Raw genomic sequence first — 22,237 nt, 5'->3', positions numbered from 1 at the left:
AGTGCCGCTCATAGGTATAAGGCACTAACTCATTGTGTTTTAAACGTAGAATTATTCATTTCTACGACCATAGCGCAATAGCTTCCAAGGTTAATCCTATGCTATTTTGCCAATAAGTTTACTGCGCTAACACCGATTATCGTCAATTACCCTAGGTATTATTCCCTGCTAGCGCACCCACAACGTCTTGTTGCGGGAAAGCAAAAAACACAAAAGGATGAGTGAGGGATATGACCATTTTAACCCCTCTGTTTGCCGTCTTCGGGATCATGCTGCTCGGCACTCTTGTACAAAAACTGCGTTTTCTCCCAGTAGAAACCGACCAAGTGCTCAATCAATATGTCTACTATATTGCGTTTCCTGCCATTCTCTTGATTGCACTGGCGCAACAACCGATTGAAGAAATTCTGCAATGGGGATTTATTGCAGGCTACAGCGCAGCCATGCTGATGATTTATCTGATTTGTGTTGGTATATCCTTACTTTTCAATCCTAAACAGCATGCAATTGCCGCCGTGCGCGCCTTAAATGCCACCTTTGGCAATACCGCATTTATTGGTATTCCGCTGCTGGTGATTATATTTCCTGAACAACAAAGCGCCCTAGTTGCCGCCGCCATAGCCAGTTTATTGTCCGTGCTTATGTTTGCCGTGGCCTTGGTCTCGCTGGAGCTTACGACAAATACCCACAGACAACACCACGCCGTAGTGATCATGTGTTTAGCTGTGGTTAAAAATCCCATCGTTATCGGCTGCTTTATCGGCATTGCAATTTCGGCATTGGGGATAACACTGCCCTCTGGCGTAGCGATGATGATCCAACAAATTGGCAATACCTCAAGCCCCTGTGCTTTATTTGCCGTTGGCATGGTATTAGCCAAAGCCATGCGCTACCAAAAAGATAGCAAGGTATTTAGCCTGACGAATCTTATCGAACTTAGCCTTATCAACCTCTTTAAATTAATCCTACAACCCGCATTGGTTTTCTTCATGCTTAAAAGCGTTGGCGTTAGTGGAGATTACTTAGTGATGGGTGTAATCCTCAGTGCCTTACCTACGGCGGCCAGCGTCTATTTACTTGCTCAGCGCTATAACACCCAAGCCTCAACCAGTGCGCAGGGGATATTATTTGGCACTATAGTGACTTTTTTTAGCTTACCTATTTTAGAACAACTTGTTAAAACCTATTCATAAACAAGCGATTAAACTCTAGCTTATTGCAATGTGTCGAATATTTACCCAAAGCCACTTTACTGTATATAAAATCAGTATATACTGTTTATCAATACAGTGATTTGGTAAGTTTTTCGACAGGAACTCATTATGCTTTGCCAACTCAGCATCAATAATTTCGCTATCGTCCGTTTTCTCGAACTGGATTTTCGTCCCGGTATGACCAGCATTACTGGTGAAACTGGCGCAGGTAAATCCATCGCCATCGACGCCTTAGGTTTGTGCCTAGGTAATCGTGCCGATGCCAGCAGCGTTCGCCCTGGTGCAAGTAAAACCGAAGTCAGTGCTCGATTTTCACTACACGATGTTCCCCTTGCCAAACGTTGGCTCGAAGATAACGATCTCGAACTTGATGATGAGTGTATTCTGCGTCGAACTATTGGCAGTGATGGCCGCTCACGCGCCTACATTAATGGCAACCCTGTGCCGTTAACTCAACTGAAATTACTCGGGCAATTGCTGGTCGGTATCCATGGGCAGCACGCCCACCATGCTATGCTAAAGAGTGAGCATCAACTCACCTTGCTCGACAGCTACGCCAATCACAGACTACTGATAGACACAGTGGCGGCAAGCTATCAACGCTGTAAACAAATCGAAGCCGAACTCAAACAATTAGAAGCTTCGCAGCATGAACGTATTGCCCGAAAACAACTGGTGCAATATCAAGTTGAAGAGCTAGATGAATTCGACCTCAAGATCGGTGAATTTGAAGATATTGAGCAAGAGCATAAACGCCTCGCCAATGGCACTGAACTGGTGGATAGCTGCCAAGCCAGCCTATATTTACTCACTGATGGCGAAGAGAGCAATATTGAGTCACTGCTTAACAAGGCTGTAAGCCTTGCTGAAAATTTGCAAAGCTATGATCCCGCATTAACCAATGTCAGTACTATGTTGAATGAGGCCCTCATTCAAGTACAAGAGAGCGCGGGAGAATTACAGCATTACCTGAGTAAACTCGAACTCGATCCCGCACATTTTGCCTATTTAGAGGAACGACTCTCAAAGGCTATGCAACTGGCCCGTAAGCATCATGTTAGCCCTGACAAATTAGCCGAACATCATTTGGCACTCAAAGCGGAACTCACAACCCTCGATGACGATGAAACTAAGTTAGAGGAAATCCAACTCCAAGTTGAAGCGAGTAAAACCGCTTACTTAGCGAACGCACAAAAACTGAGCCAGAGCCGCGCCCGTTATGCGAAAGAACTGGATAAGCTAGTGACTCAATCTATCCATGAGCTGAATATGCCCAAGGGGAAATTCACTATTGAAGTGAATTTTAATCCCGAGATTATGTCGGTAAATGGCAGCGATAACATCGAGTTTATGGTCACAACCAACCCTGGCCAGCCTTTACAACCGATTTCACGGGTAGCCTCTGGCGGTGAATTGTCGCGTATCGGTTTAGGCATCCAAGTGATTACTGCAAAAAAGGTTGCCACTCCTACCCTAATTTTCGACGAGGTGGATGTCGGAATTTCAGGCCCGACCGCTGCAGTGGTTGGCAGAATGCTACGTAGTCTAGGAGAATCGACTCAAGTACTTTGTGTAACCCATTTACCTCAAGTTGCTGGTAATGGCCATCAACATATGTTTGTGAATAAATTCAACAAGGCGGGCAGTACAGAAACCACTATGATGCCTTTGGATAGGGAGCAACGTATCCAAGAATTAGCCAGACTTCTTGGTGGCGATACAATTACTTCTAACACTCTCGCCAATGCACGAGAACTATTACAGTAAAAATACAGTAAGCCACTGCAACGAAAATAAAGCTTGATAACCAATGCCTTATCTACAGCAGATAAGGCATTGACATTTATAGGGTAACGAACTTTAGTTTGGGTTAACTAAAGATATTATTGGCTAATAAAGACAATCACTTGCAGACAAATAAGTGCAAAAAATCCTGCTAATACATCGTCTATCATAATGCCGAAACCACCTTCAACTTTGGCGTCGAGCCAACGTATCGGCCAAGGTTTTAGGATATCGAATAGCCGAAACAGCACAAAACCGACAGCGAGCCACAGAATACCAGCGGGGGCGGCAATCATAGTGATCAATAAACCTGCAACTTCATCCCATACAATCGCGCCATGGTCATGTACGCCCATGTCCTTAGCGGCCTTATCGCAGATATAAATCCCCGCGAGTACGCACACTAAGGTCACGGCTAAATACCAACTCAAGGGCAACTGGGCCAATAATAAATAGAGCGGGACTGCCGCCAAGGTACCAAAAGTACCTGGAGCCTTAGCCGCTAAACCACTGCCAAAACCAAGGGCTAAAAAATGAATAGGATTTTTAAGGGACAGGCGCGACAGCGCCTGATCTTCGGATAACAACTTCATTAAAAATGCTCAAAACCGTGGTACGGTGGCGTAAATAGCTCACCATTAAGTTGCAACTTAAGCTTACTGCCCGCACAGATTTGCCCAACACGGACAAACTTAGTACCAGCATGGCTGAGGGCGGTTTCTAACGCACCTTTTTGTGCCTCAGGCACGGTAAAGAGCAGTTCATAATCCTCGCCCCCCGTCAGCGCATAGCCTAATGCATGTTCTTCGCTCACGGTATCTTGCATCGCGCGCGACAAAGGAATCGCCCCCACATCGACTACAGCGCCAACCTTTGATGCCTTGAGGATATGCCCAATATCCGAGATAAAACCATCGGATAAATCGATGGCACTGGATGCTAAAGAGCGCAATGATTGCCCAGCCAATACTCGAGGAGTGGGTCGATAATGGCGATTAATCAAAAACTCTTTATGCTCCGCTCGCGCATGTTGCACGCCGCGGATCAAGTCCAGCCCTAACGCAGAATCACCAAGCGTACCCGTTACATAAATCCAGTCACCGGCCTTAGCGCCATGACGGGTCAAGGCTTTGCCATGAGGGACTTGCCCGTGCACTGTGATATTAATCGCCCTAGGTCCGCGAGTTGTGTCACCACCTATTAAGGCGATGCCATAATATTCTGCCGCTTCAAACAGGCCTTCACTAAAACCACTCAGCCAGGTCTCGTTAACCTCTGGCAAAGTGAGTGCAAGCGTCATCCACGCAGGCTCGGCCCCCATTGCCGCTAAATCAGAAAGATTTACAGCTAAGGCTTTGTAACCTAAGGCTTGAGGTGGAATATCGGGGAAGAAGTGAACATTTTCGACTAAGGTATCGCAGGAAATGGCGATCGACTTGTTTTCGGCGGGCTGCACAAGGGCGCAATCGTCGCCAATACTCAATTTGACATCACGGCGTGCTGGGCCGCGGTGATTGAAATAACATTCAATAAGCTGGAATTCTTTCACTGTACAGTTTGGCGCGACTCACATCGGCCACCTTTGTTAGCAATGAAAAACGGTATCCTAAGATACCGTTTGTCCTTATTACTTACGTGCAACCAGTTTGTCGAGTAATCCATTAACAAACTTATGGCTTTCATCCGCACCGAAAGCTTTAGCCAATTCAATCGCCTCGTTAATGGCAACTTTAAATGGCACATCTTTACGGAAAGTCAGCTCATAGGACGCTAGGCGTACTATGGCTTTCTCCACTGGAGACACCTCATCAATGGGGCGATCTAAGTGTGGAATGATTAACTCATCCAATTGGGTTTTCTTAGTTGCTACGCCTGCAAATAGCTCACGAAAATAAGCTACGTCTACACCATCGAGACTCTGTTCAGTTAAAAACTCATGCTCGACATCGGCAATATTATTCCCGCTTAGTTGCCATGAATAGATGGCTTGAACGGCTAAACGGCGGGCCTTGCGGCGCTCAGAAGGCTTCATTATTTTTCCTACTATTACAACTGTTGTTCAAGCTGTTGCAAAACGTTGACCATTTCAAGCAAGCTTAGCGCAGCTTCGCCGCCCTTGTTACCCGCTTTAGTACCTGAACGTTCAATAGCTTGTTCAATGGTATCTGTAGTCAATACACCGAAAGCAACCGGCAGATCGAACTCTAATGCAATTTGAGCTAGACCTTTGTTACATTCGCCTGCAACAAAATCAAAGTGAGGGGTACCACCACGGATTACCGCACCAAGTGCAATAATGCCGTCAAACTTACCACTTGCAGCAACACGACGTGCCGCCAGCGGTAACTCAACCGCACCAGGTACACGGACGACAGTGATGTTTTCATCACTGACTTGGCCAAAACGTTTCAGCGTGTCAAGTGCACCTTCAAGCAGGCTTTCTACTAAAAAGCTGTTAAAACGCGAAATTACAATCGCAACTTTGGCATTCTTCGCTTCGATATTACCTTGAACTACGTTCATTTTCTTACCTAATTTAGCTAAAGCACCCGGCTCGGGGCGAAAAGTGGCGACATGATACCACAGTCAATTGCCCACGGCCTTATGCAAATGATAGAAATGGTGAATTTTACCTTAGTGGAACCTATTAAAAGCTTAGCCTGTTACTCAGCTACGTACTCTGTCACTTCTAGGCCAAAGCCTGAGAGTGAATGGTAACGCTTAGGCGAGCTTAAGAGTCGCATTTTGGTCACGCCTAAACTGGCCAGAATTTGTGAACCTACACCGACACGGCGTGAAGTACCTTGCCATTTGGCTGACACGGGCGTCTGACCTTGATCTTCCGCCTCAAAGGCTTTGACTTTAGCGAGGATTTCACTGGGATGTTCTTGATTGCCAAGCAATACTAACACACCACCTTCGGCAGAAATCCGCGCCATCGCTTTTTCGAGCGGCCAGCTGCGTTGCTGATCGCGCTCAGAATGGAGTAGATCGTTAAACGTATTCTGTAAATGCACCCGCACTAAACAGTCAGGTTTCACCTCGCCCTTCACTAAGGCAAAGTGCAATTGGTTGTCGATAGTATCCCTAAAGGTCACCATATCGAACTCACCAAAACGGGTTGGCAGTTTGCATTTTGCTTCACGCACAACGGTCGTTTCTTTGGTGTTACGGTATTCAATCAGCGCCGCAATAGTGCCGATTTTAACGCCGTGTTTTTCAGAGAAAATCTCTAAATCAGGACGGCGGGCCATGGTGCCGTCTTCATTGAGGATCTCAACAATCACGCCCGACGGCTCAAGCCCCGCTAAACGGGCTAAATCACAACCCGCTTCTGTGTGGCCAGCGCGGGTTAACACGCCGCCGTCCTGCGCCATTAATGGGAAGATATGCCCAGGCTGGACTAAATCCGATGCCTTGGCATCTTTAGCCACGGCCGCTTTTACCGTTACGGCGCGATCGTGGGCCGAAATCCCGGTGGTTACGCCTTCGGCAGCTTCAATCGATACCGTAAAGTTAGTCGAGAACTGCGCATTGTTATTGGTTACCATCAAGGGCAGATTTAGCTGCTGACAACGAGCTTTAGTCATGGTTTGGCAGATGAGTCCACGACCGTATTTCGCCATAAAGTTAATCGCTTCTGGCGTCACCAACTCGGCCGCCATAATCAGGTCGCCTTCGTTTTCTCTGTCTTCGTCATCCATCAAAATAACCATTTTGCCTTGACGAATATCCTCGATGATCTCTTCTATACTGTGCAGCGCCATTGTAGGACCTTTATGATTTTACTGTTGTTATGAAATTCTATACCTAAGTGAGCTAAGTGCCAGTGCCCTAACGCACAAAGCCAGCACGGGCTAACATTTCCATGGTCACCCCACCGCCTTGGGTTTCTTTAGTATCAAAGCGCATTAAACGCTCTAAATAGCGGGCGATTAAATCCACTTCAATATTCACCTTATCGCCGGCTTTCAAATCTACCAATGTGGTTTCACCCGCGGTATGGGGCACTATGGTTAATCGGAAACGATGGCCATCGACTTCGTTTACCGTGAGGCTCACACCATCGATGGTGATAGAACCTTTATGAGCAATATAACGTGCCAGCTCCGTAGGCGCCGCTAACCAAAACTCAATCGCTTGGCCCCGCGCCAAACGCTGCTCAACAGTAGCAATCCCGTCCACATGACCACTCACCATATGACCACCTAAACGTGTGGTTGGGGTGACGGCCTTTTCAAGATTGACCTTAGTGCCCACTTTATAGTTGGCAAAGCCTGTAAGGCTGACGGTTTCTGCTGACACATCCGCCACATAGCCATCGGCTAATTGTTGCACCACAGTCAAACACACACCGTTGGTGGCGATACTGTCGCCTAAACGCACATCGCTTAAATCCAGTTTGCCACTGGCGACCGTTAAACGAATATCATCGCCCTTACGTTCTAGCTTTCGCAGCGTGCCAACGGCCTCAATAATCCCAGTAAACATGGTTAACTCACTTATTCGCTAAAGATGGATTGGACTCGAGCCTCAAGGTGAAACGCGTATCCGCGCCCACTTTACGCTCATCGACCAGTTTGAGGGTCGGAATATCGGCCATCATTTGATAATCGGGTAGTTCGAGTAGATTACGCCCTTGTGCGCCAAGGATTTTCATCGCTTGATATAGCACTAATTCATCGGCTAATCCCGCGCCGATAAAGGCACCCGCTAAGATCGCGCCCGCTTCGATAAGCACCTGATTACAGCTTTTGCCTAAATAGCTTAAGAGCTCGGGTAGCGAGATTCGACCATCAATCGCCGGTAATTGGAGGCAAGTCACATGGGCGGGTAATTGCGCCATAAAGTCTGACGAATAGCTCACTGTCGAGACTAATAAAATCGGCGATTCAATTGTAAACAAGGCTGCCGTAATAGGCATACGGGCGCGACTGTCTAAAACTACTCGCAGCGGTTGTAAAACCTGCGCTTCACTCAATTGCGAGCTAAGACTGCCAAGCTCTGAGTAGCGCACATTTAGGGATGGGTCATCGGCCAATACGGTTTCAATCCCAGTCACTATGGCGCAGGCGCGTAAACGTAAACGCTGCACATCGCGGCGAGCTTCGGGGCCTGTGATCCATTTGGACACCCCGTTTGATAACGCGGTTTTACCATCAAGACTCGCGGCCAGTTTGACCGTCACCCAAGGTAGCCCCAATTCCATGCGCTTCATAAAACCAAGATTTAAAGCGTAAGCTTCGTCTCGATGCAAACCAACATCCACTTGAATGCCCGCATCGCGCAGCATTTGAATACCGCGGCCACCGACCTGCGGATTGGGATCTTCCACCGCCACCACGACTCGTTTTACACCAATATTGATCAGTGCCAAAGCACACGGCGGTGTGCGGCCATAATGGCTACAAGGTTCTAAGGTGACATAGGCGGTCGCGCCACGGGCAAGCTCGCCAGCCATGCGCAGTGCATGCACCTCGGCGTGGGGCTCGCCAGCTTTTTGATGATAACCTTCACCGACAATCTGATTATCTTTTACGATAACGCAGCCTACACTGGGATTGGGGCGAGTGGTATAAAATCCTTTGCGAGCCAGTTGTATAGCGCGGCTCATCATCTGGTTATCGAGTTCTGACCAATTCATATAAACCCTATGAAATCTTGAGGAAGCGTGCCGAATACGGCGCAAAACGAGGCACTAACCTAAGCACGAACCTAAGCACTAACTTAAGAGAACCCACGTTACTTTTGCAGTTTCGCAATCGCCTCACCAAATTCGGAGACGTCTTCAAAGGCGCGATAAACCGAGGCAAAACGAATATAGGCAACCTTGTCTAGGCTCATTAACTGTTCCATCATCAAGTTGCCTATCATCTCGGATGGCACTTCACGCTCGCCAGTCGCCCGCAGCGTTGACTTGATTTTACTTAAGGCCTGCTCGATTTCATCCATGGACACGGGGCGTTTTTCGACCGCGCGTAACATACCTGCTTGCAGCTTTTCTTCATCAAAGGGTTGACGCGTGCCATCACGTTTAATCACCCGTGGCATCACTAATTCGGCCCCTTCGAAGGTAGTAAATCTTTCATGGCATTCGGTGCATTCTCGGCGACGACGCACTTGATGGCCTTCCGCCACTAATCGGGAATCGATCACCTTAGTATCTGTCGCGCTGCAAAATGGACAATGCATTGAGCCTCCTGCCGTGAATGGAATAAAACCTATGGCTTTCGCTGTATCTAGCTTAAACCGAGCGGGTTTAAGTCTACGATTTTAGCAATAAAAATGGCCGCTTAATGCGGCCATGGGATTTTATCCTATTTATCGGCTGAGGTTAACCACCTAAGAGTGACACCCTAAGCAGTTGTGAACTCAGCCGCCATATCTGGATAAATTAACGAATTAACCGTAAACAGGGAAACGGGCGCACAGAGCCAATACTTGGCCTTTTACGCGCTCGATGACCGCTGGATTGTGGGCATCGTCGAGGATGTCACAGATCCAACCGGTTAACTCTTTCGCTTCAGCTTCTTTAAAGCCACGGCGAGTGATCGCAGGCGTACCGATACGTACACCAGAGGTCACAAATGGAGAACGTGGGTCATTTGGCACAGAGTTTTTGTTTACTGTGATGTTCGCGCTACCTAAAGCGGCATCGGCTTCTTTACCCGTCAGGTCGCGACCGATTAAGTCCACCAGCATTAAGTGGTTGTCAGTACCGCCTGAAACGATTTTGTAACCGCGCTCTAAGAACACTTCAACCATGGCTTTAGCGTTCTTAACTACTTGTTGTTGGTAAGCTTTAAACTCTGGCTCTAAAGCTTCTTTGAAGGCGACCGCTTTACCCGCGATAACGTGCATCAAAGGACCGCCTTGACCGCCTGGGAATACCGCAGAGTTCAGCTTTTTGTATAACTCTTCATCATCGGCAGCAGACAGAATGATACCGCCACGAGGACCGGCTAAGGTCTTATGAGTGGTTGAGGTCACAACGTGAGCGTGTGGCACTGGGTTTGGATACACACCAGCGGCGATAAGACCCGCAACGTGTGCCATGTCGACAAACAGGTAAGCACCGATTTTGTCTGCGATTTCGCGCATTCTTGCCCAGTCAACGATACCTGAGTAAGCAGAGAAACCACCGATCATCATCTTAGGCTTATGTTCAACCGCCAGACGTTCCATTTCGTCGTAGTCAATTTTGCCTGATTCATCGATGCCGTAAGGAATGATGTTGTACAGTCTGCCGGAAAAGTTTACAGGTGAACCGTGGGTCAAGTGACCACCGTGAGCGAGGTTCATACCTAAAACGGTATCGCCTGGTTTTAACAATGCCATGTAAACGGCGCTGTTTGCTTGAGAACCTGAGTGAGGTTGTACGTTTGCGTAAGTCGCGCCAAACAGTTGTTTTGCACGCTCAATCGCTAAGGTTTCAACTACGTCCACATACTCACAACCACCGTAGTAACGCTTGCCTGGATAGCCTTCGGCGTACTTATTGGTTAATTGTGAACCTTGCGCTTGCATCACGCGTGGACTGGTGTAGTTTTCAGAAGCAATCAGCTCAATATGCTCTTCTTGACGCAGAGTTTCGTTCTGAATCGCGTTAAACAGTTCCGGATCATAATCTGCGATATTCATATCTTTTTTCAGCATTGCTTACTCCAGCTGCCAATTCTTGTAGGTAGGGTTGCGCGGTATTCTACTCGTAACGAGCCGACAATCCCAGTCTCTGAAACATGAAAATCCTACAGTTTTAGCTTGAATGCGCCTCAATGCCGAGTTGAGTTCGGCGCGCAATCGAGTAGAATTAGCCGCATCATTAGTCACTTATAGATGCAGAAAAATGGCTCAGTTTGTTTACAGCATGTTGCGGGTGGGCAAGGTTGTTCCGCCTAAGAAGCAGATCCTTAAAGACATTTCCTTAAGCTTTTTCCCCGGCGCTAAGATCGGTGTGTTAGGTCTTAACGGTTCAGGTAAATCCACCCTACTGCGCATTATGGCCGGTATCGATACCGAGATTGAGGGTGAAGCACGCCCAATGCCAGGTCTGAAGATTGGTTACCTGCCACAGGAACCCAAACTCGACCCAACGCAAACCGTGCGTGAAGCGATTGAAGAAGCGGTTTCTGAAGCCAAAAATGCCCTCAAACGCTTAGACGAAGTCTATGCCGCTTATGCAGAACCCGATGCGGACTTCGACGCGCTTGCCAAAGAGCAAGGCGAACTTGAAGCGATTATTCAGGCTCAGGACGCCCACAATCTAGACAACATCCTCGAGCGCGCGGCGAATGCGCTACGTCTGCCTGATTGGGATGAAAAGATTGAAGTCTTATCGGGTGGTGAGCGCCGCCGTGTAGCAATTTGTCGTCTGCTGCTGGAAAAACCAGAAATGCTGCTACTCGACGAACCAACCAACCACTTGGACGCCGAATCCGTCGCGTGGCTCGAGCACTTCCTCCAGGAATACTCGGGCACCGTTGTGGCGATTACCCACGACCGTTACTTCCTCGACAATGCTGCGGGCTGGATTTTAGAACTTGACCGTGGTGAGGGTATCCCATGGGAAGGTAACTACTCTTCATGGCTAGAACAAAAAGATGCCCGTTTGAAGCAGGAGTCTGCCGCAGAAAGCGCACGTCAAAAGACCATTGCTAAAGAATTAGAATGGGTTCGCCAAGGCGCGAAAGGCCGTCAGTCTAAGGGCAAGGCCCGTATGGCGCGCTTCGAAGAGCTGAACACCACTGATTACCAAAAACGTAACGAAACCAACGAGCTGTTTATTCCGCCCGGACCACGTTTAGGTGACAAAGTGATTGAGGTTAAAAACTTAACCAAATCCTACGGTGACCGCGTGCTGATCGATAACCTGTCGTTCTCGATTCCTAAGGGCGCGATCGTCGGTATTATCGGTGCCAACGGTGCAGGTAAATCGACCCTGTTCCGCATGCTGTCAGGCAGCGAGCAACCCGATAGCGGCACCATTGAGATAGGTGAAACCGTGCAACTTGCGTCGGTTGAACAGTTCCGCGATTCGATGAATGACAAAAACACCATTTGGCAAGAAATCTCTGGTGGTCAAGACATCATGCGCATCAACAACATGGAAATTCCAAGTCGCGCCTATGTGGGCCGCTTTAACTTCCGTGGTGCAGATCAGCAAAAGATTATCGGTACTCTATCGGGCGGTGAGCGCAACCGTGTTCACTTAGCTAAACTGTTGCAGGCTGGCGGTAACGTACTGCTCCTCGACGAACCGACCAACGACTTAGACGTTGAAACCCTGCGCGCACTGGAAGAAGCGATCCTCGAATTCCCTGGTTGCGCTATGGTGATCTCGCATGACCGTTGGTTCTTAGACCGTATCGCGACCCATATTCTGGACTACCGCGACGAAGGCCAAGTTAACTTCTACGAAGGTAACTACACCGAATACTCAGCGTGGTTGAAGAACACCTATGGCGCCGATGTGGTTGAACCACACCGCCTGAAATACAAGCGCATGACTAAATAGATCGAGAATCTAGAATCTAGAATCTAGAATCTAGGCAAGCGTGTATCTGAGGAGGTTAACTCGAAAGGGTTAACCTCCTTTTTATTGCATTGAATTTAGGGTGAGGATTTTCCGTTATTTCAGGCTGGCACTATATTCATGCTGGTTCATGCTAGCAAAGTATGCAACTAGCATATCCATCATCACTCTTAAGGCGGGCTGCATATGTTTACGGGATTGATATACGCCGTATACGCCCAAGGTTTGAGGTTGAAACTCCCGCAACAATGGCACTAATTCGCCAGTGTCGAGATAGGGCTTCGCCGCCCACAGGGGCTGCATGGCAATCCCCTCCCCCGCCAAAGTAGCGTTTAGTACCACCATAGAATCATTGGCACTTAAGTTACCTCTTACGGGAACATTAAAAAGCTGCCCCGCCTCAATACCATCAGGATGAATAATTTGAGTAAACCGCCACATCACATCGCCAAAGTAGGAATAGGTTAAACAGTTATGCCGAGTTAAATCCTCGGGATGGCTAATAAGTGAATGGGTGGCAAGATAACGCGGTGCGGCGCAGACCACGGACTCACATTCCCCTAAACGTCTGGCGATTAGACTAGGATCGAGCTCATTAGTGATACGTATGGCAAGATCAATACGTTCAGCAACTAAATCAACGGTTTGGCTGCTAACATGAAAGTTCACACTCGCCTGCGGGTGTTGGGCTAAGTAAGGACGCACGACCGTGGGAAGGAGTAAATGCGCTATAAATTGTGAGCAACTGATCCGCAGCAACCCTCGCGGTTGGGCACTTTGGGCATGACTGACCGCGGGGACTTCCTGCGCTAATTCAAGCAAGCGCTGGCAATAATCGAGCACTTGCTCGCCCGCACTGGTCAGGCTCAAACGTCTTGTCGAACGGTGCAGTAAGCGTGCACCTGACCATTCTTCCATCTCACTTAAATAGCGGGTTACCATAGAGCGAGACATATCCAACGCTTCGGCGGCGCCAATCATGCTGCCCCGCTCAACGATAGTCACAAATACCTTTGCCGCTTCGAGTCTATCCATGGTTTATCCGCCCCTTGTGTTGATTGCCTTGCACTAAATAATCAGTTTCAAACGTTGATTCATCCGAATTATGCAACAAATAAGCGCAATTATCCGTGTTTATCTAACGTTTTTCGCAACCTAAACTAAGCTCACTTTTGCAGCAGTGCAAATCACCGAATCCTATTTGAATGAATAAGTGAGAACAGAAATGACACTATTGAATGCTCTAAAATTAACCTCTTTGAAACCCCAGTTAGCCGCAACCATGCTGGTGGCGGGAATGGCTACTGCTCAAGCTGCACCTTTGCAAGTAAGCCATTTTAATCCGGGCGAAAACAGTATTTTTGCGGTGTCTTCAAGCTTTATCAGCGGCGAGCATGAAATGATGCTGGTCGATGCTCAATTTCAAAAAAATGATGCCCAGACCTTAGTGGATACCATTAAAACCAGCGGTAAAAAGCTCACCTTGGTGTATATCAGCCATAGCGATCCGGATTTTTACTTTGGATTGGATGTGATTAAGCAAAACTTCCCCGAGGTCGAAATCGTTGCCACTCAAACCACAGTCGATGACATTAAAGCCTCGATGGAAGGCAAACTGGCCTACTGGGGACCGATTTTAAAGGACAATGCTCCGAGCCAATTAGTGCTGCCAAAAGTGGTCACCACCAATCGCTTTAGTATCGACGGTGAACAAGTGCTGATAGAAGGGCTAGAGGATGCTCACCCTAAGCATACCTTCCTGTGGGTACCGTCGGCTAAAACCATCACTGGTGGCGTTGAAGTGTTTGATAACACCCATGTTTGGATGGCAGATACCCAAAGTGTTGAGTCGCGTAAAGCCTGGTTAACCCATTTAGAAAAGATGGAAGCCTTATCTCCCAAAGAGGTTATCCCTGGACATTATCTCGGTGATGCCAGATTTGATAAGCGCGCCATCGCTTTTACTCGCGATTATATTAATGCCTTTGAAAAGGCAGCCAAAACAGCAAAAGATTCTGCGGACTTAATCGCCAAGATGCTCAAGCTCTACCCACAAATTCCTTTAGATGCAGGGCTTGAGATCAGTGCCAAAGTCATCATGGGTGAAATGCGCTGGCCAATGTAAGGGAATAGGGGCATGGATATCTCCATGCCCCATTCAATCTGACATTCGCGCTTAGGCTAGCCCTTAAGCCAAAAAGCCAGAACAAAAGACTGTTTTTTGTAGGAATAATTGCGATGAACCCAACTATCAATACCACCACCAAAGCTAAGGCCGTGTTACATGCCATTATCGATCCCTTGTGCGGTTGGTGTTACGCAGCCGCACCGCTGTTTGATGCAGCAGCCGCTGCCGGATTTACCATCAAACTCCACGCAGGTGGCATGCTCACAGGACCAAGGCGCAAACAGATTGATAACCAATGGCGCGATTATGTGATGCCCCATGATCAACGGATTGCCGCGATAACCGGACAAGCCTTTGGTGAAAACTATTATGAAGGCTTATTACGTGATACCAGCATTGTACTGGATTCTGCGCCCCCCATTAGAGCTATGCTTGCCGTTGCAGCCTTAGGGGGCAATGAGCTAGCTTACCTACATGCAGTGCAACTCGCCCATTATCGCGATGGCAAAAGCGCCAGCGATGAACAGAATCTACATCTTTTAGCGGAAAAAATGGGAATAGATGGCGCTGCCTTTACGAAGGAATTTGCCCAAAATGAAGACGCGTTTTACCAGCACATTTTGGCATCACGGGCGCTGATGAATCAGCTGGGTGCCCAAGGTTTCCCTTCAGTAGCACTCACAACAAGTGAGGGAAATCTGCATTTACTCAATCACAGCCGTTTTTACGGTCATCCGAGCAAGTGGCTTGAGTATCTGAATGAACAAGTGTCTTAACACGCCACTTTCTTGAAAGTGTGCCAGTCTTACGTTTTACGTATGAAGACTCAAACCTTGGCTTTTTGAGTCTGGGGTTTCCCCCTTAAACGATGGGATAAGTCACTATAGGATTTATCCCATCGGCATGTTCAATGTTGATACCACAGGCCAAGTTAACCCTGATTCTCGGGCGCAAGCTCGGCTTGCTTTGCCTGTTCTAGCGTAAAAGGCTCACTCCTTTTTACACATTCAAGTACCGCTTTCGCGTAGAGCGGAATCGGCTTATCCCGAGGTAAACGCGGTAATTCTGTACCTGGCAACCTGAGTAAATAATCATTCACCTTAGATTCAAACCACGAGAAACGTATCAATTTAAATCCTTGATTCGTTTCTAAATAGCATTTGTAATCCTGTCGCTTCTCAGTTTCTGTCGCCAGCGCTGACCATTGGGATCCCGCTAGCAGCAACAAACCAAGGGCACCGTATTTCATCATAAGGCTATTACTCATCTCGACTCGTTAACTCTTTACATCATTGACTGATGTAATAATAAATTTTGTTCGTTGTTGGCCCGCCCCCAATACACTTAGGGTTACCACTTTCACATGTCGCCTCATCTGGCACCGCATTACCGATACCAATCAAAAACATATCTGGCGTTGGTACTTTGGCATTCGGGTCCTTAGGCTGCTCGGCAGGCGGGATCACCAACTGCGGCGTATCCAGTACCAACTCTCCTGCATACAAATAATCTGTTTTGTAACCACGAGTGCCCCTGTGCAAATTCTTTTTATAAAGATAGCCCTTACCCGAACTCAAACATTGGTTGACTGAGCCATCACTACCAGGCACAAAACTGCTGAAGTACACCTCCCCCCCGACTATGGTCGCAGACGACAGGCTCTTTTCGCCTTTACGAGAGAAGTTATAGTACCAACCTCGTTTTTGACTAAAGACGATTTCACTGGCCTGATCATTGGGCGCAGCCGAACTGACATCATATAAATCACTTAACTGTAGTGTTTTAGGCACAGGCTTTTGATTTGATTTACCTTGGAATGATTGAGTGACTATGTTTCTATCTTGCAATGCAAAAAACATATCCGAGCGAGACACATCACTTGGCTTGGCCCTGTGGCCACTGCCGACAACAATTGCGTCGTAAGGAATATTCTGTGATGTGACAACTTTGGTCGATGTTCCATTAACGACTTTAGTTAGCTCAAAGGTATTGGAGATCAAGGTCTGGGCCACTATAGGCCCAGAAAAGAATCGCCTATCTCCTGCCACTGAACTCTTATCCCCTAATGCGGCAAATTTAAATCCCGACCAGGTCGACACATTCGCGGAGGGCATATCCATCCGCCATACATTACCTTGGATATCTGTGGCATAGATTCTATCGGTATGACCATCACCATTGCCGTCTAATACAGCAACACTGCTTGGAATACTGTTGGCAATACCTGGCAATGGCGTGTTAGCCCCACTGCCGCCGAATTGATGGATTAACACCCCCGTTTGCGCATCGACAATAAACACGCCACGGCCACTGCTGTCATCAGTACCCATCTCAGCGCCATCTTTAGTTGAAGGGGAATATCCGCCACCAAAAATCAATACAGGCTTATCGCCAGTCGCACTCGGAATTGTCGTCACCACAGGCGTCGACCAAGATTGCCCTAACTCGCCCATACCGGGTGAACTGGCATCTATCTTCCACATAAAACTGGGGTTATCAGGTGTGGTCACATCGAGGGCGTAATACGCATTGCCGCCTCGGCGCATTCCCACAAATACCCATGCCTTTTCAATCCGTTTGCCCTGCATTTTGGTGTAGGCAACTGGCGAGCCATCAATACCGTATACCGAGTGTACGCCCGTCGGCACGTTAGCCTTGAGATCGCGCAAATTCGGCAGTAGCTCATAGGGGATAAATCCCCAAGCTTCTGACACACTGTCGCCTTTATCCTTAAACATATGCAGGAAACCATGGTTAGTCCCGACAAGAATTCGGATATCGGGTTTAGCTTCAGAACCAAAATTCAGTGCTAAGGGCTTGGAATGTAAAGCATCCCCCATAATATCTGCGCGCCAATTTGGGGTTGCGCCACCAGCAGCAGTTAAGTCCTGATTCTTATCGTTATCAACGTCGATCCCTTTGGCCCAGTCAAACAGCCCAGTGAGCTCCGTTTCATCAACGCCCATATAGGTCGCTAAACGCGCATTACCACCAGCTTTTCGGGAAGCATTTGATAGAGTAAAAGCGCTCAATCCACTGCCTAAATTACTGTATAGAGTGCGACTACTCGCCTCTTGCATCGCGGCTAATACACCACCACGCTTAACATCATTACCATCGCCACTACTTCCGCATTCTTCGGCCGAGGTCCAATAGGAGCACGCATCAGCTTTGATATTGCCATCTTCTCCTATCGCGTTTTTGCCTTTGCTATCGACGACATCACCGCTGCTAGTTACTTTAAATTTTTTTATATTCCCTAGCCATCTTGGTCCTTTGTTAGGTAAAAACATGGAGTAATAAGCAGAATCAAAGGTTTGCGTACGGTTGAAGTTATTGCTCGCTACCGAGGGCGAAGTAAAGCTGGCATTTTTTTCGAGGATATTATTTAAAGCCGTTTGCAATGAAGAACGCAATTGACTGGCATCGGTGGCATCAAAATACTTACCACCACCATTATCAGCGGTTTGCTTCAGTAGGTGCTCGGCACTGGCTGCACCTTCACTAAACCCAATGGTAAAGGTTCTAACGGTTTGTTTTCCGGCTAAATTATGATTCACATCCTCAGTTCGCATCCAGCCAGAAAGCGCACTGAGATAACTTTTCGGATTGGAAGTATGCTTACCCACACCATTGGTTAAACGCTCAATAATGCCATCGGCCGCGTTATCAAGCGTCGGCTCACCGTCGGTGATATAGACGATATACGCTTCATTTTGGCAAGGCTTAAACGGCGAATTGTACGTATTACTTCCAATAATAAGCGCAGCTGGGTCAGTAAAGGGATTAGAACTGGCGTTGTAGGTACCTTGGTAACGCCCCCAATTATCGTAGTAATTATAATCGCTATCATCATCGCCAAAATACTGTTCCTGCCCACCAAAATAACGATAGGCTTCGTAGAGCGTTTCGCATAGCGGCGTATTTTGGGCATAACTAATAAGATTAACCCTTTTCAATAAATCAATTTTGGCTTGGGCGGACATAGTCTTAATCCCAGAGATAATCCGCCCACCGTCACGCGCACCATCACGTGGCCCATTCATATTAAAAATAGCTAAACCAAAATCCACACCCGGCGTAGTTAAAACCACACTTTCAATCGCATCTTGTGCCAGCTCTAGACGGGTTTTATTGACCTTCTTTTTAGTACCATGGTGCCATTTTAAATAATCTTCGGTATAAACTGTGACCACTTTGCCGGAGCCAAAACCTGTTTTCTGCGCCTTTGCCTTCGCGCTTGCCTTAGCACTCTCGGATGAGTGAATATTGACTGCCGTGTACCGAACGGGTCTAGCTGCTGAGCCTAAACTATCAACGGGTAAACCGTTAGCCTCACCAACCGCATTACCGAGTCTTTCATCTTGGATATCTTCAAAACAATCGACAGCGGCTATCGAGCCACCGTTTAGCTCAGAAAATTCTTTCCACGCACCAGTCCCCCCCGAAAAACCATACTCACGAAAGAAACCAGTGAAGGTGCCATACCTATTGAGGTAATCCCACGAGCTTTCACAGCCATTGAGTGCGGCATTAAACTGACGCATTTCACGCTGAGAGGCAGGATTAGGTAACTCAGCATTATCAGCAGAACCTCGGCTATAAAATAGCTTTCCCGACTGGGCATAGTTAGCATTACGTTTATTCTCGTAAGGAGCATCGACCCCATAGGCAAGATTACTCATACTGCCGGAGTTATCGAAAATGATCAGCACCTGCGGGCGCGAGCCATTACGGGCGGACGCTTCGAACACATAAAGCTCTGTATCATCAGCAATGCTTGACGCAGTAAATAAACTCACCACGCCAACAACGAGGCTCGAAATAATAAAAGCGACTATTGAAGTTAACGTATGGCGGACGTTTTGAAGGCGAGATTGACAAATATGTTTCAATAAAACGTAATTAAGCGAAAAGTTCATCAACGACTTTTTCTGATATTTAAATAAAAACTGACTCATACAGTATGCGCATCTGTTATTAAGGAATAATAAAAGCACCTGCATTTACAAAACTGGGATTTAAATTGTTTAAAAAGGCCAAGTTAACCGAACGTGAAACAGTAAGTTAACCGAACGTAAAACAGTAAAATCATAAACTTAGGCTACTTTCAGCAATTATTACCATTATGCACACCGAATTGACAACAAATAAATAAAAAATGTAACCAATAAAAATATCACCATCATAGTAATGAGCTAAAAAATAAAAACAGTGACACTTATGATATTGAGAATGCGCTATTAACGTTATAGGAAATAAAGGAGAACACCTGCCAAAAAAATATAAAAAATGCTATACCATTAATTTAACTTGCCAAAAAAAAACAGGCTGAACAACAAACATAGAGATAAAGCATTCTCACCATGAAAATATCCCAACATAGGATCCCTTGCCCTACCAAGTTATTAACATTATGCTAACCAACCACGTTTAATAACTCAGGAGCTTTGAATGCACGCGCTCTTCCGCCATGGTTTAGGTCACTCGACACCTCAACCACAGAATATATCTTCGCTCACATTGAAGAAGAGACTGACTTCGGCTCAGGCTACACTGTTTACTTTGCTAAGTTTATTTTCTGTTGGCGCATTTAGCACTGAACTTACGCCATCATCCGTGACCGATGGTCCTTATGTTTTCCTCGACCAAGGTAACCAAAATACCGCCTACTGGATCTGCCAGAGTCAGTTAAAACAAACCCCTATCGCAAACAATCAATTGGCTCGCCCAAATGATTGTGGCAACTTGCCACAGCCCAAACGCCATACCGATGCTCCCAAAGTTGAAGCTGATACCTACACTCATGCAGGCAAGATAGTGGCCTTAAGCGATGTGCATGGGCAATTCGATGTGATGATTAACCTACTGAAAGCCCATCAGATTATCGATGAAAATAATCACTGGGCCTTTGGTGACGGCCATATGGTCATGACGGGAGATATGTTCGACCGTGGTCACCAAGTTAACGAAGTTCTGTGGTTTTTATATGAGTTAGATAAGCAAGCCCAAGCCGCCGGTGGTCGATTACATTTACTTATGGGCAACCACGAGCAAATGGTGTTTCGCGGCGACTTACGTTATGTGAATGAGCGTTATCAAACCTCGGCGGAATTACTCAATCGCAGCTATGATGCACTGTACAACAAAGACACCGAAATCGGCCGTTGGCTTCGCAGTAAAAACACGCTGGTGAAAATCAATAATCTGCTGTTTATGCACGGAGGAATAAGCCCTGAATGGGTCGAGCGTAAACTCAATATCAGCGATGCTAATCAGTTATTCCGTCAACATTTAGACGATAAAAAAGAAGATTTAAAACAAAACGATCTGTTGAATTTCCTGTTTTTCACTAATGGCCCCACTTGGTACCGTGGCTACTTTAAAGATGCACTCGCTGAACCCGAAATCGACCGAATCCTAAACTACTTTAAGGTTGATCATATTATCGTCGGCCACACTTCACAGGAACGAGTACTTGGACTTTACCATAATAAAATCATTGCAATAGATAGTAGTATTAAGGATGGTCAGTCAGGAGAATTATTACTGATAGACGACAATAAACTCACCCGCGGGCTATATAAGGGTGAGCAAGTAGCACTTTAAATCGATTCAGGGCTTATAGGTTTAATCCATAAGCCCTTTTTATTATTCAATAAAAGGATAACGAGTCGACTCCATATCGAGTAAGCGATAACTTACCTCTCTATACAAAATTCAACTCATCGGCTTAACACCCCCTATACTCAGCAAATAACGCTTTAACGTTAGGGATGCGTATGGACTTCAAACTGCTGATAAATTTAAGCCTTGTATTGCTGTTGCTAGGATTGCCTTCCCGCAGTTTTGCAGGACGAGATTTAAACTTAGTTGCGACCAATTATCCGCCCTTTTATGCCGATTCGTTACCCGAGCAAGGTGGCGTTGCCCAAGTCGTTAAAGAGGCCTTTAAACGCCAAGGCTACAATGCCAGTGTTAAGTTTTATCCCTTTGCGCGAGCAGCATTACTGGTAAAAACCGGCCAAGCCGATGGTATTATTGGACTTTGGTACCGCAAAGAACGTGAGCAATGGGCGCATTATTCTGCACCGATACAAGCCGTACAGATTGTCTTCTACAAACGTAAAGATAACCCGTTACGTTTTAGTCAATTAAGCGAACTTAAGCCCTTTACCATCGGCATTGGCCGCGGTTACGCCAATCCACCCGAAATAGCCGCCACAGGACTCACGACAGAGGAAGGTAATTCCGACGAAATGAATCTTAAGAAATTGTTTCTAAAACGCATTGACTTAGTGTTAATCGGCCACAATCTTGCTCAATATTTAATCAAGCAAAATCAAAGTGAATATGCCGATACTTTCGAGCAGGTAGGAGACCCCATCGCCACTGAGGTATTCCATCTGGGCGTCTCTTTGGCGATAACAGATCAGTCCACCTTGATCGACGAATTTAACAAAGGCCTTGAAAGCATGGGCCAAGATGGTCGTCTTGAGGCAATTTTAAGCCAGTATCCGCAAATTCAATCAGCCGTAGATCCGATAGAAAAAATACGAACACAAGCACATCCTTAGC

At 46.9% G+C, this 22,237-nt stretch carries 19 protein-coding genes; 7 read left to right on the top strand and 12 right to left on the bottom strand.

Annotation, left to right across the window (positions count from 1 at the left end):
- Positions 1–230: 230 nt before the first annotated feature.
- Entirely contained in the window at positions 231–1,193 is a 963-nt protein-coding gene (locus L976_RS04835) for an AEC family transporter (protein ID WP_037421125.1), read from the top strand.
- Between the two features lie 129 nt (positions 1,194–1,322).
- Positions 1,323–2,981: a DNA repair protein RecN gene (gene recN, locus L976_RS04830; protein WP_047534789.1), complete on the top strand. Its 1,659-nt coding sequence runs from the start codon at positions 1,323–1,325 to the stop codon at positions 2,979–2,981.
- 116 nt (positions 2,982–3,097) lie between these two features.
- Here the strand turns inward: recN and L976_RS04825 are convergent, their stop codons facing one another.
- The 9 genes from L976_RS04825 to glyA all read right to left on the bottom strand — a co-directional run bounded on the left by L976_RS04825 (position 3,098) and on the right by glyA (position 10,655).
- The gene (locus L976_RS04825) at positions 3,098–3,592 is read right to left on the bottom strand and encodes a phosphatidylglycerophosphatase A family protein (RefSeq protein ID WP_047534787.1); all 495 of its coding nucleotides are present in this window, start codon (positions 3,590–3,592) and stop codon (positions 3,098–3,100) included.
- Positions 3,592–4,548 (bottom strand): thiamine-phosphate kinase, encoded by a 957-nt coding sequence (thiL, locus tag L976_RS04820; protein WP_047534785.1) that lies wholly within the window; start codon positions 4,546–4,548, stop codon positions 3,592–3,594. Before thiL ends, L976_RS04825 begins: the two co-directional genes overlap by 1 nt.
- A gap of 78 nt (positions 4,549–4,626) precedes the next feature.
- Positions 4,627–5,031, bottom strand: a complete 405-nt coding sequence (gene nusB / locus L976_RS04815; RefSeq protein WP_047534784.1) for a transcription antitermination factor NusB — start codon at positions 5,029–5,031, stop codon at positions 4,627–4,629.
- A 14-nt stretch (positions 5,032–5,045) separates the two neighbouring features.
- Positions 5,046–5,522, bottom strand: a complete 477-nt coding sequence (gene ribH, locus L976_RS04810) for a 6,7-dimethyl-8-ribityllumazine synthase (RefSeq protein ID WP_011073313.1) — start codon at positions 5,520–5,522, stop codon at positions 5,046–5,048.
- Positions 5,523–5,662: 140 nt separating this feature from the next.
- The gene (ribBA, locus tag L976_RS04805; protein WP_047534781.1) at positions 5,663–6,766 is read right to left on the bottom strand and encodes a bifunctional 3,4-dihydroxy-2-butanone-4-phosphate synthase/GTP cyclohydrolase II; all 1,104 of its coding nucleotides are present in this window, start codon (positions 6,764–6,766) and stop codon (positions 5,663–5,665) included.
- 67 nt (positions 6,767–6,833) lie between these two features.
- Positions 6,834–7,490 carry a riboflavin synthase gene (locus L976_RS04800; RefSeq protein WP_011716201.1) on the bottom strand — a complete coding sequence of 219 codons (657 nt, stop codon included), beginning with the start codon at positions 7,488–7,490 and terminating at the stop codon, positions 6,834–6,836.
- Positions 7,491–7,497: 7 nt separating this feature from the next.
- On the bottom strand, positions 7,498–8,643 hold the full coding sequence (gene ribD, locus L976_RS04795; RefSeq protein WP_047534778.1) for a bifunctional diaminohydroxyphosphoribosylaminopyrimidine deaminase/5-amino-6-(5-phosphoribosylamino)uracil reductase RibD: 1,146 nt from the start codon (positions 8,641–8,643) through the stop codon (positions 7,498–7,500).
- Positions 8,644–8,741: 98 nt separating this feature from the next.
- Positions 8,742–9,191, bottom strand: a complete 450-nt coding sequence (gene nrdR / locus L976_RS04790) for a transcriptional regulator NrdR (RefSeq protein ID WP_011073317.1) — start codon at positions 9,189–9,191, stop codon at positions 8,742–8,744.
- Positions 9,192–9,401: 210 nt separating this feature from the next.
- Complete coding sequence (gene glyA / locus L976_RS04785) at positions 9,402–10,655, bottom strand: serine hydroxymethyltransferase (RefSeq protein WP_011625551.1); 1,254 nt, start codon at positions 10,653–10,655, stop codon at positions 9,402–9,404.
- 190 nt (positions 10,656–10,845) lie between these two features.
- Between glyA and ettA the strand changes: the two genes are divergently transcribed.
- Complete coding sequence (gene ettA, locus L976_RS04780; RefSeq protein ID WP_047534771.1) at positions 10,846–12,513, top strand: energy-dependent translational throttle protein EttA; 1,668 nt, start codon at positions 10,846–10,848, stop codon at positions 12,511–12,513.
- A 114-nt stretch (positions 12,514–12,627) separates the two neighbouring features.
- On the opposite strand, the gene L976_RS04775 is transcribed toward ettA, so the two are convergent.
- Positions 12,628–13,566: a LysR family transcriptional regulator gene (locus L976_RS04775; RefSeq protein ID WP_047534768.1), complete on the bottom strand. Its 939-nt coding sequence runs from the start codon at positions 13,564–13,566 to the stop codon at positions 12,628–12,630.
- 190 nt (positions 13,567–13,756) lie between these two features.
- On the opposite strand from L976_RS04775, the gene L976_RS04770 reads away from it, so the two are divergent.
- Positions 13,757–14,656, top strand: coding sequence for an MBL fold metallo-hydrolase (locus tag L976_RS04770; protein WP_047534764.1), 900 nt, complete (start codon positions 13,757–13,759; stop codon positions 14,654–14,656).
- 113 nt (positions 14,657–14,769) lie between these two features.
- Entirely contained in the window at positions 14,770–15,435 is a 666-nt protein-coding gene (locus L976_RS04765; protein ID WP_047534761.1) for a DsbA family protein, read from the top strand.
- A gap of 155 nt (positions 15,436–15,590) precedes the next feature.
- Here the strand turns inward: L976_RS04765 and L976_RS04760 are convergent, their stop codons facing one another.
- Together L976_RS04760 and L976_RS04755 are read right to left on the bottom strand one after the other, a co-directional pair.
- Positions 15,591–15,926, bottom strand: a complete 336-nt coding sequence (locus L976_RS04760) for a TapY2 family type IVa secretion system protein (RefSeq protein WP_047534758.1) — start codon at positions 15,924–15,926, stop codon at positions 15,591–15,593.
- 22 nt (positions 15,927–15,948) lie between these two features.
- The gene (locus tag L976_RS04755; RefSeq protein ID WP_047534755.1) at positions 15,949–19,620 is read right to left on the bottom strand and encodes a pilus assembly protein; all 3,672 of its coding nucleotides are present in this window, start codon (positions 19,618–19,620) and stop codon (positions 15,949–15,951) included.
- 493 nt (positions 19,621–20,113) lie between these two features.
- Here L976_RS04755 and L976_RS04750 point away from each other — a divergent pair, with 493 nt between their 5' ends.
- Both L976_RS04750 and L976_RS04745 read left to right on the top strand, forming a co-directional pair.
- Positions 20,114–21,268: a metallophosphoesterase gene (locus L976_RS04750; protein WP_047534753.1), complete on the top strand. Its 1,155-nt coding sequence runs from the start codon at positions 20,114–20,116 to the stop codon at positions 21,266–21,268.
- Between the two features lie 173 nt (positions 21,269–21,441).
- Positions 21,442–22,236, top strand: a complete 795-nt coding sequence (locus tag L976_RS04745) for a substrate-binding periplasmic protein (protein ID WP_047534748.1) — start codon at positions 21,442–21,444, stop codon at positions 22,234–22,236.
- Position 22,237 lies beyond the last annotated feature (1 nt).

This window comes from Shewanella sp. ZOR0012, from assembly GCF_000798835.1.
Taxonomy (GTDB): Bacteria; Pseudomonadota; Gammaproteobacteria; order Enterobacterales; family Shewanellaceae; genus Shewanella; species Shewanella xiamenensis.
Note: the sequence above shows the minus strand (reverse complement) of the source record. Positions and strands in the feature narration are given on the sequence as shown.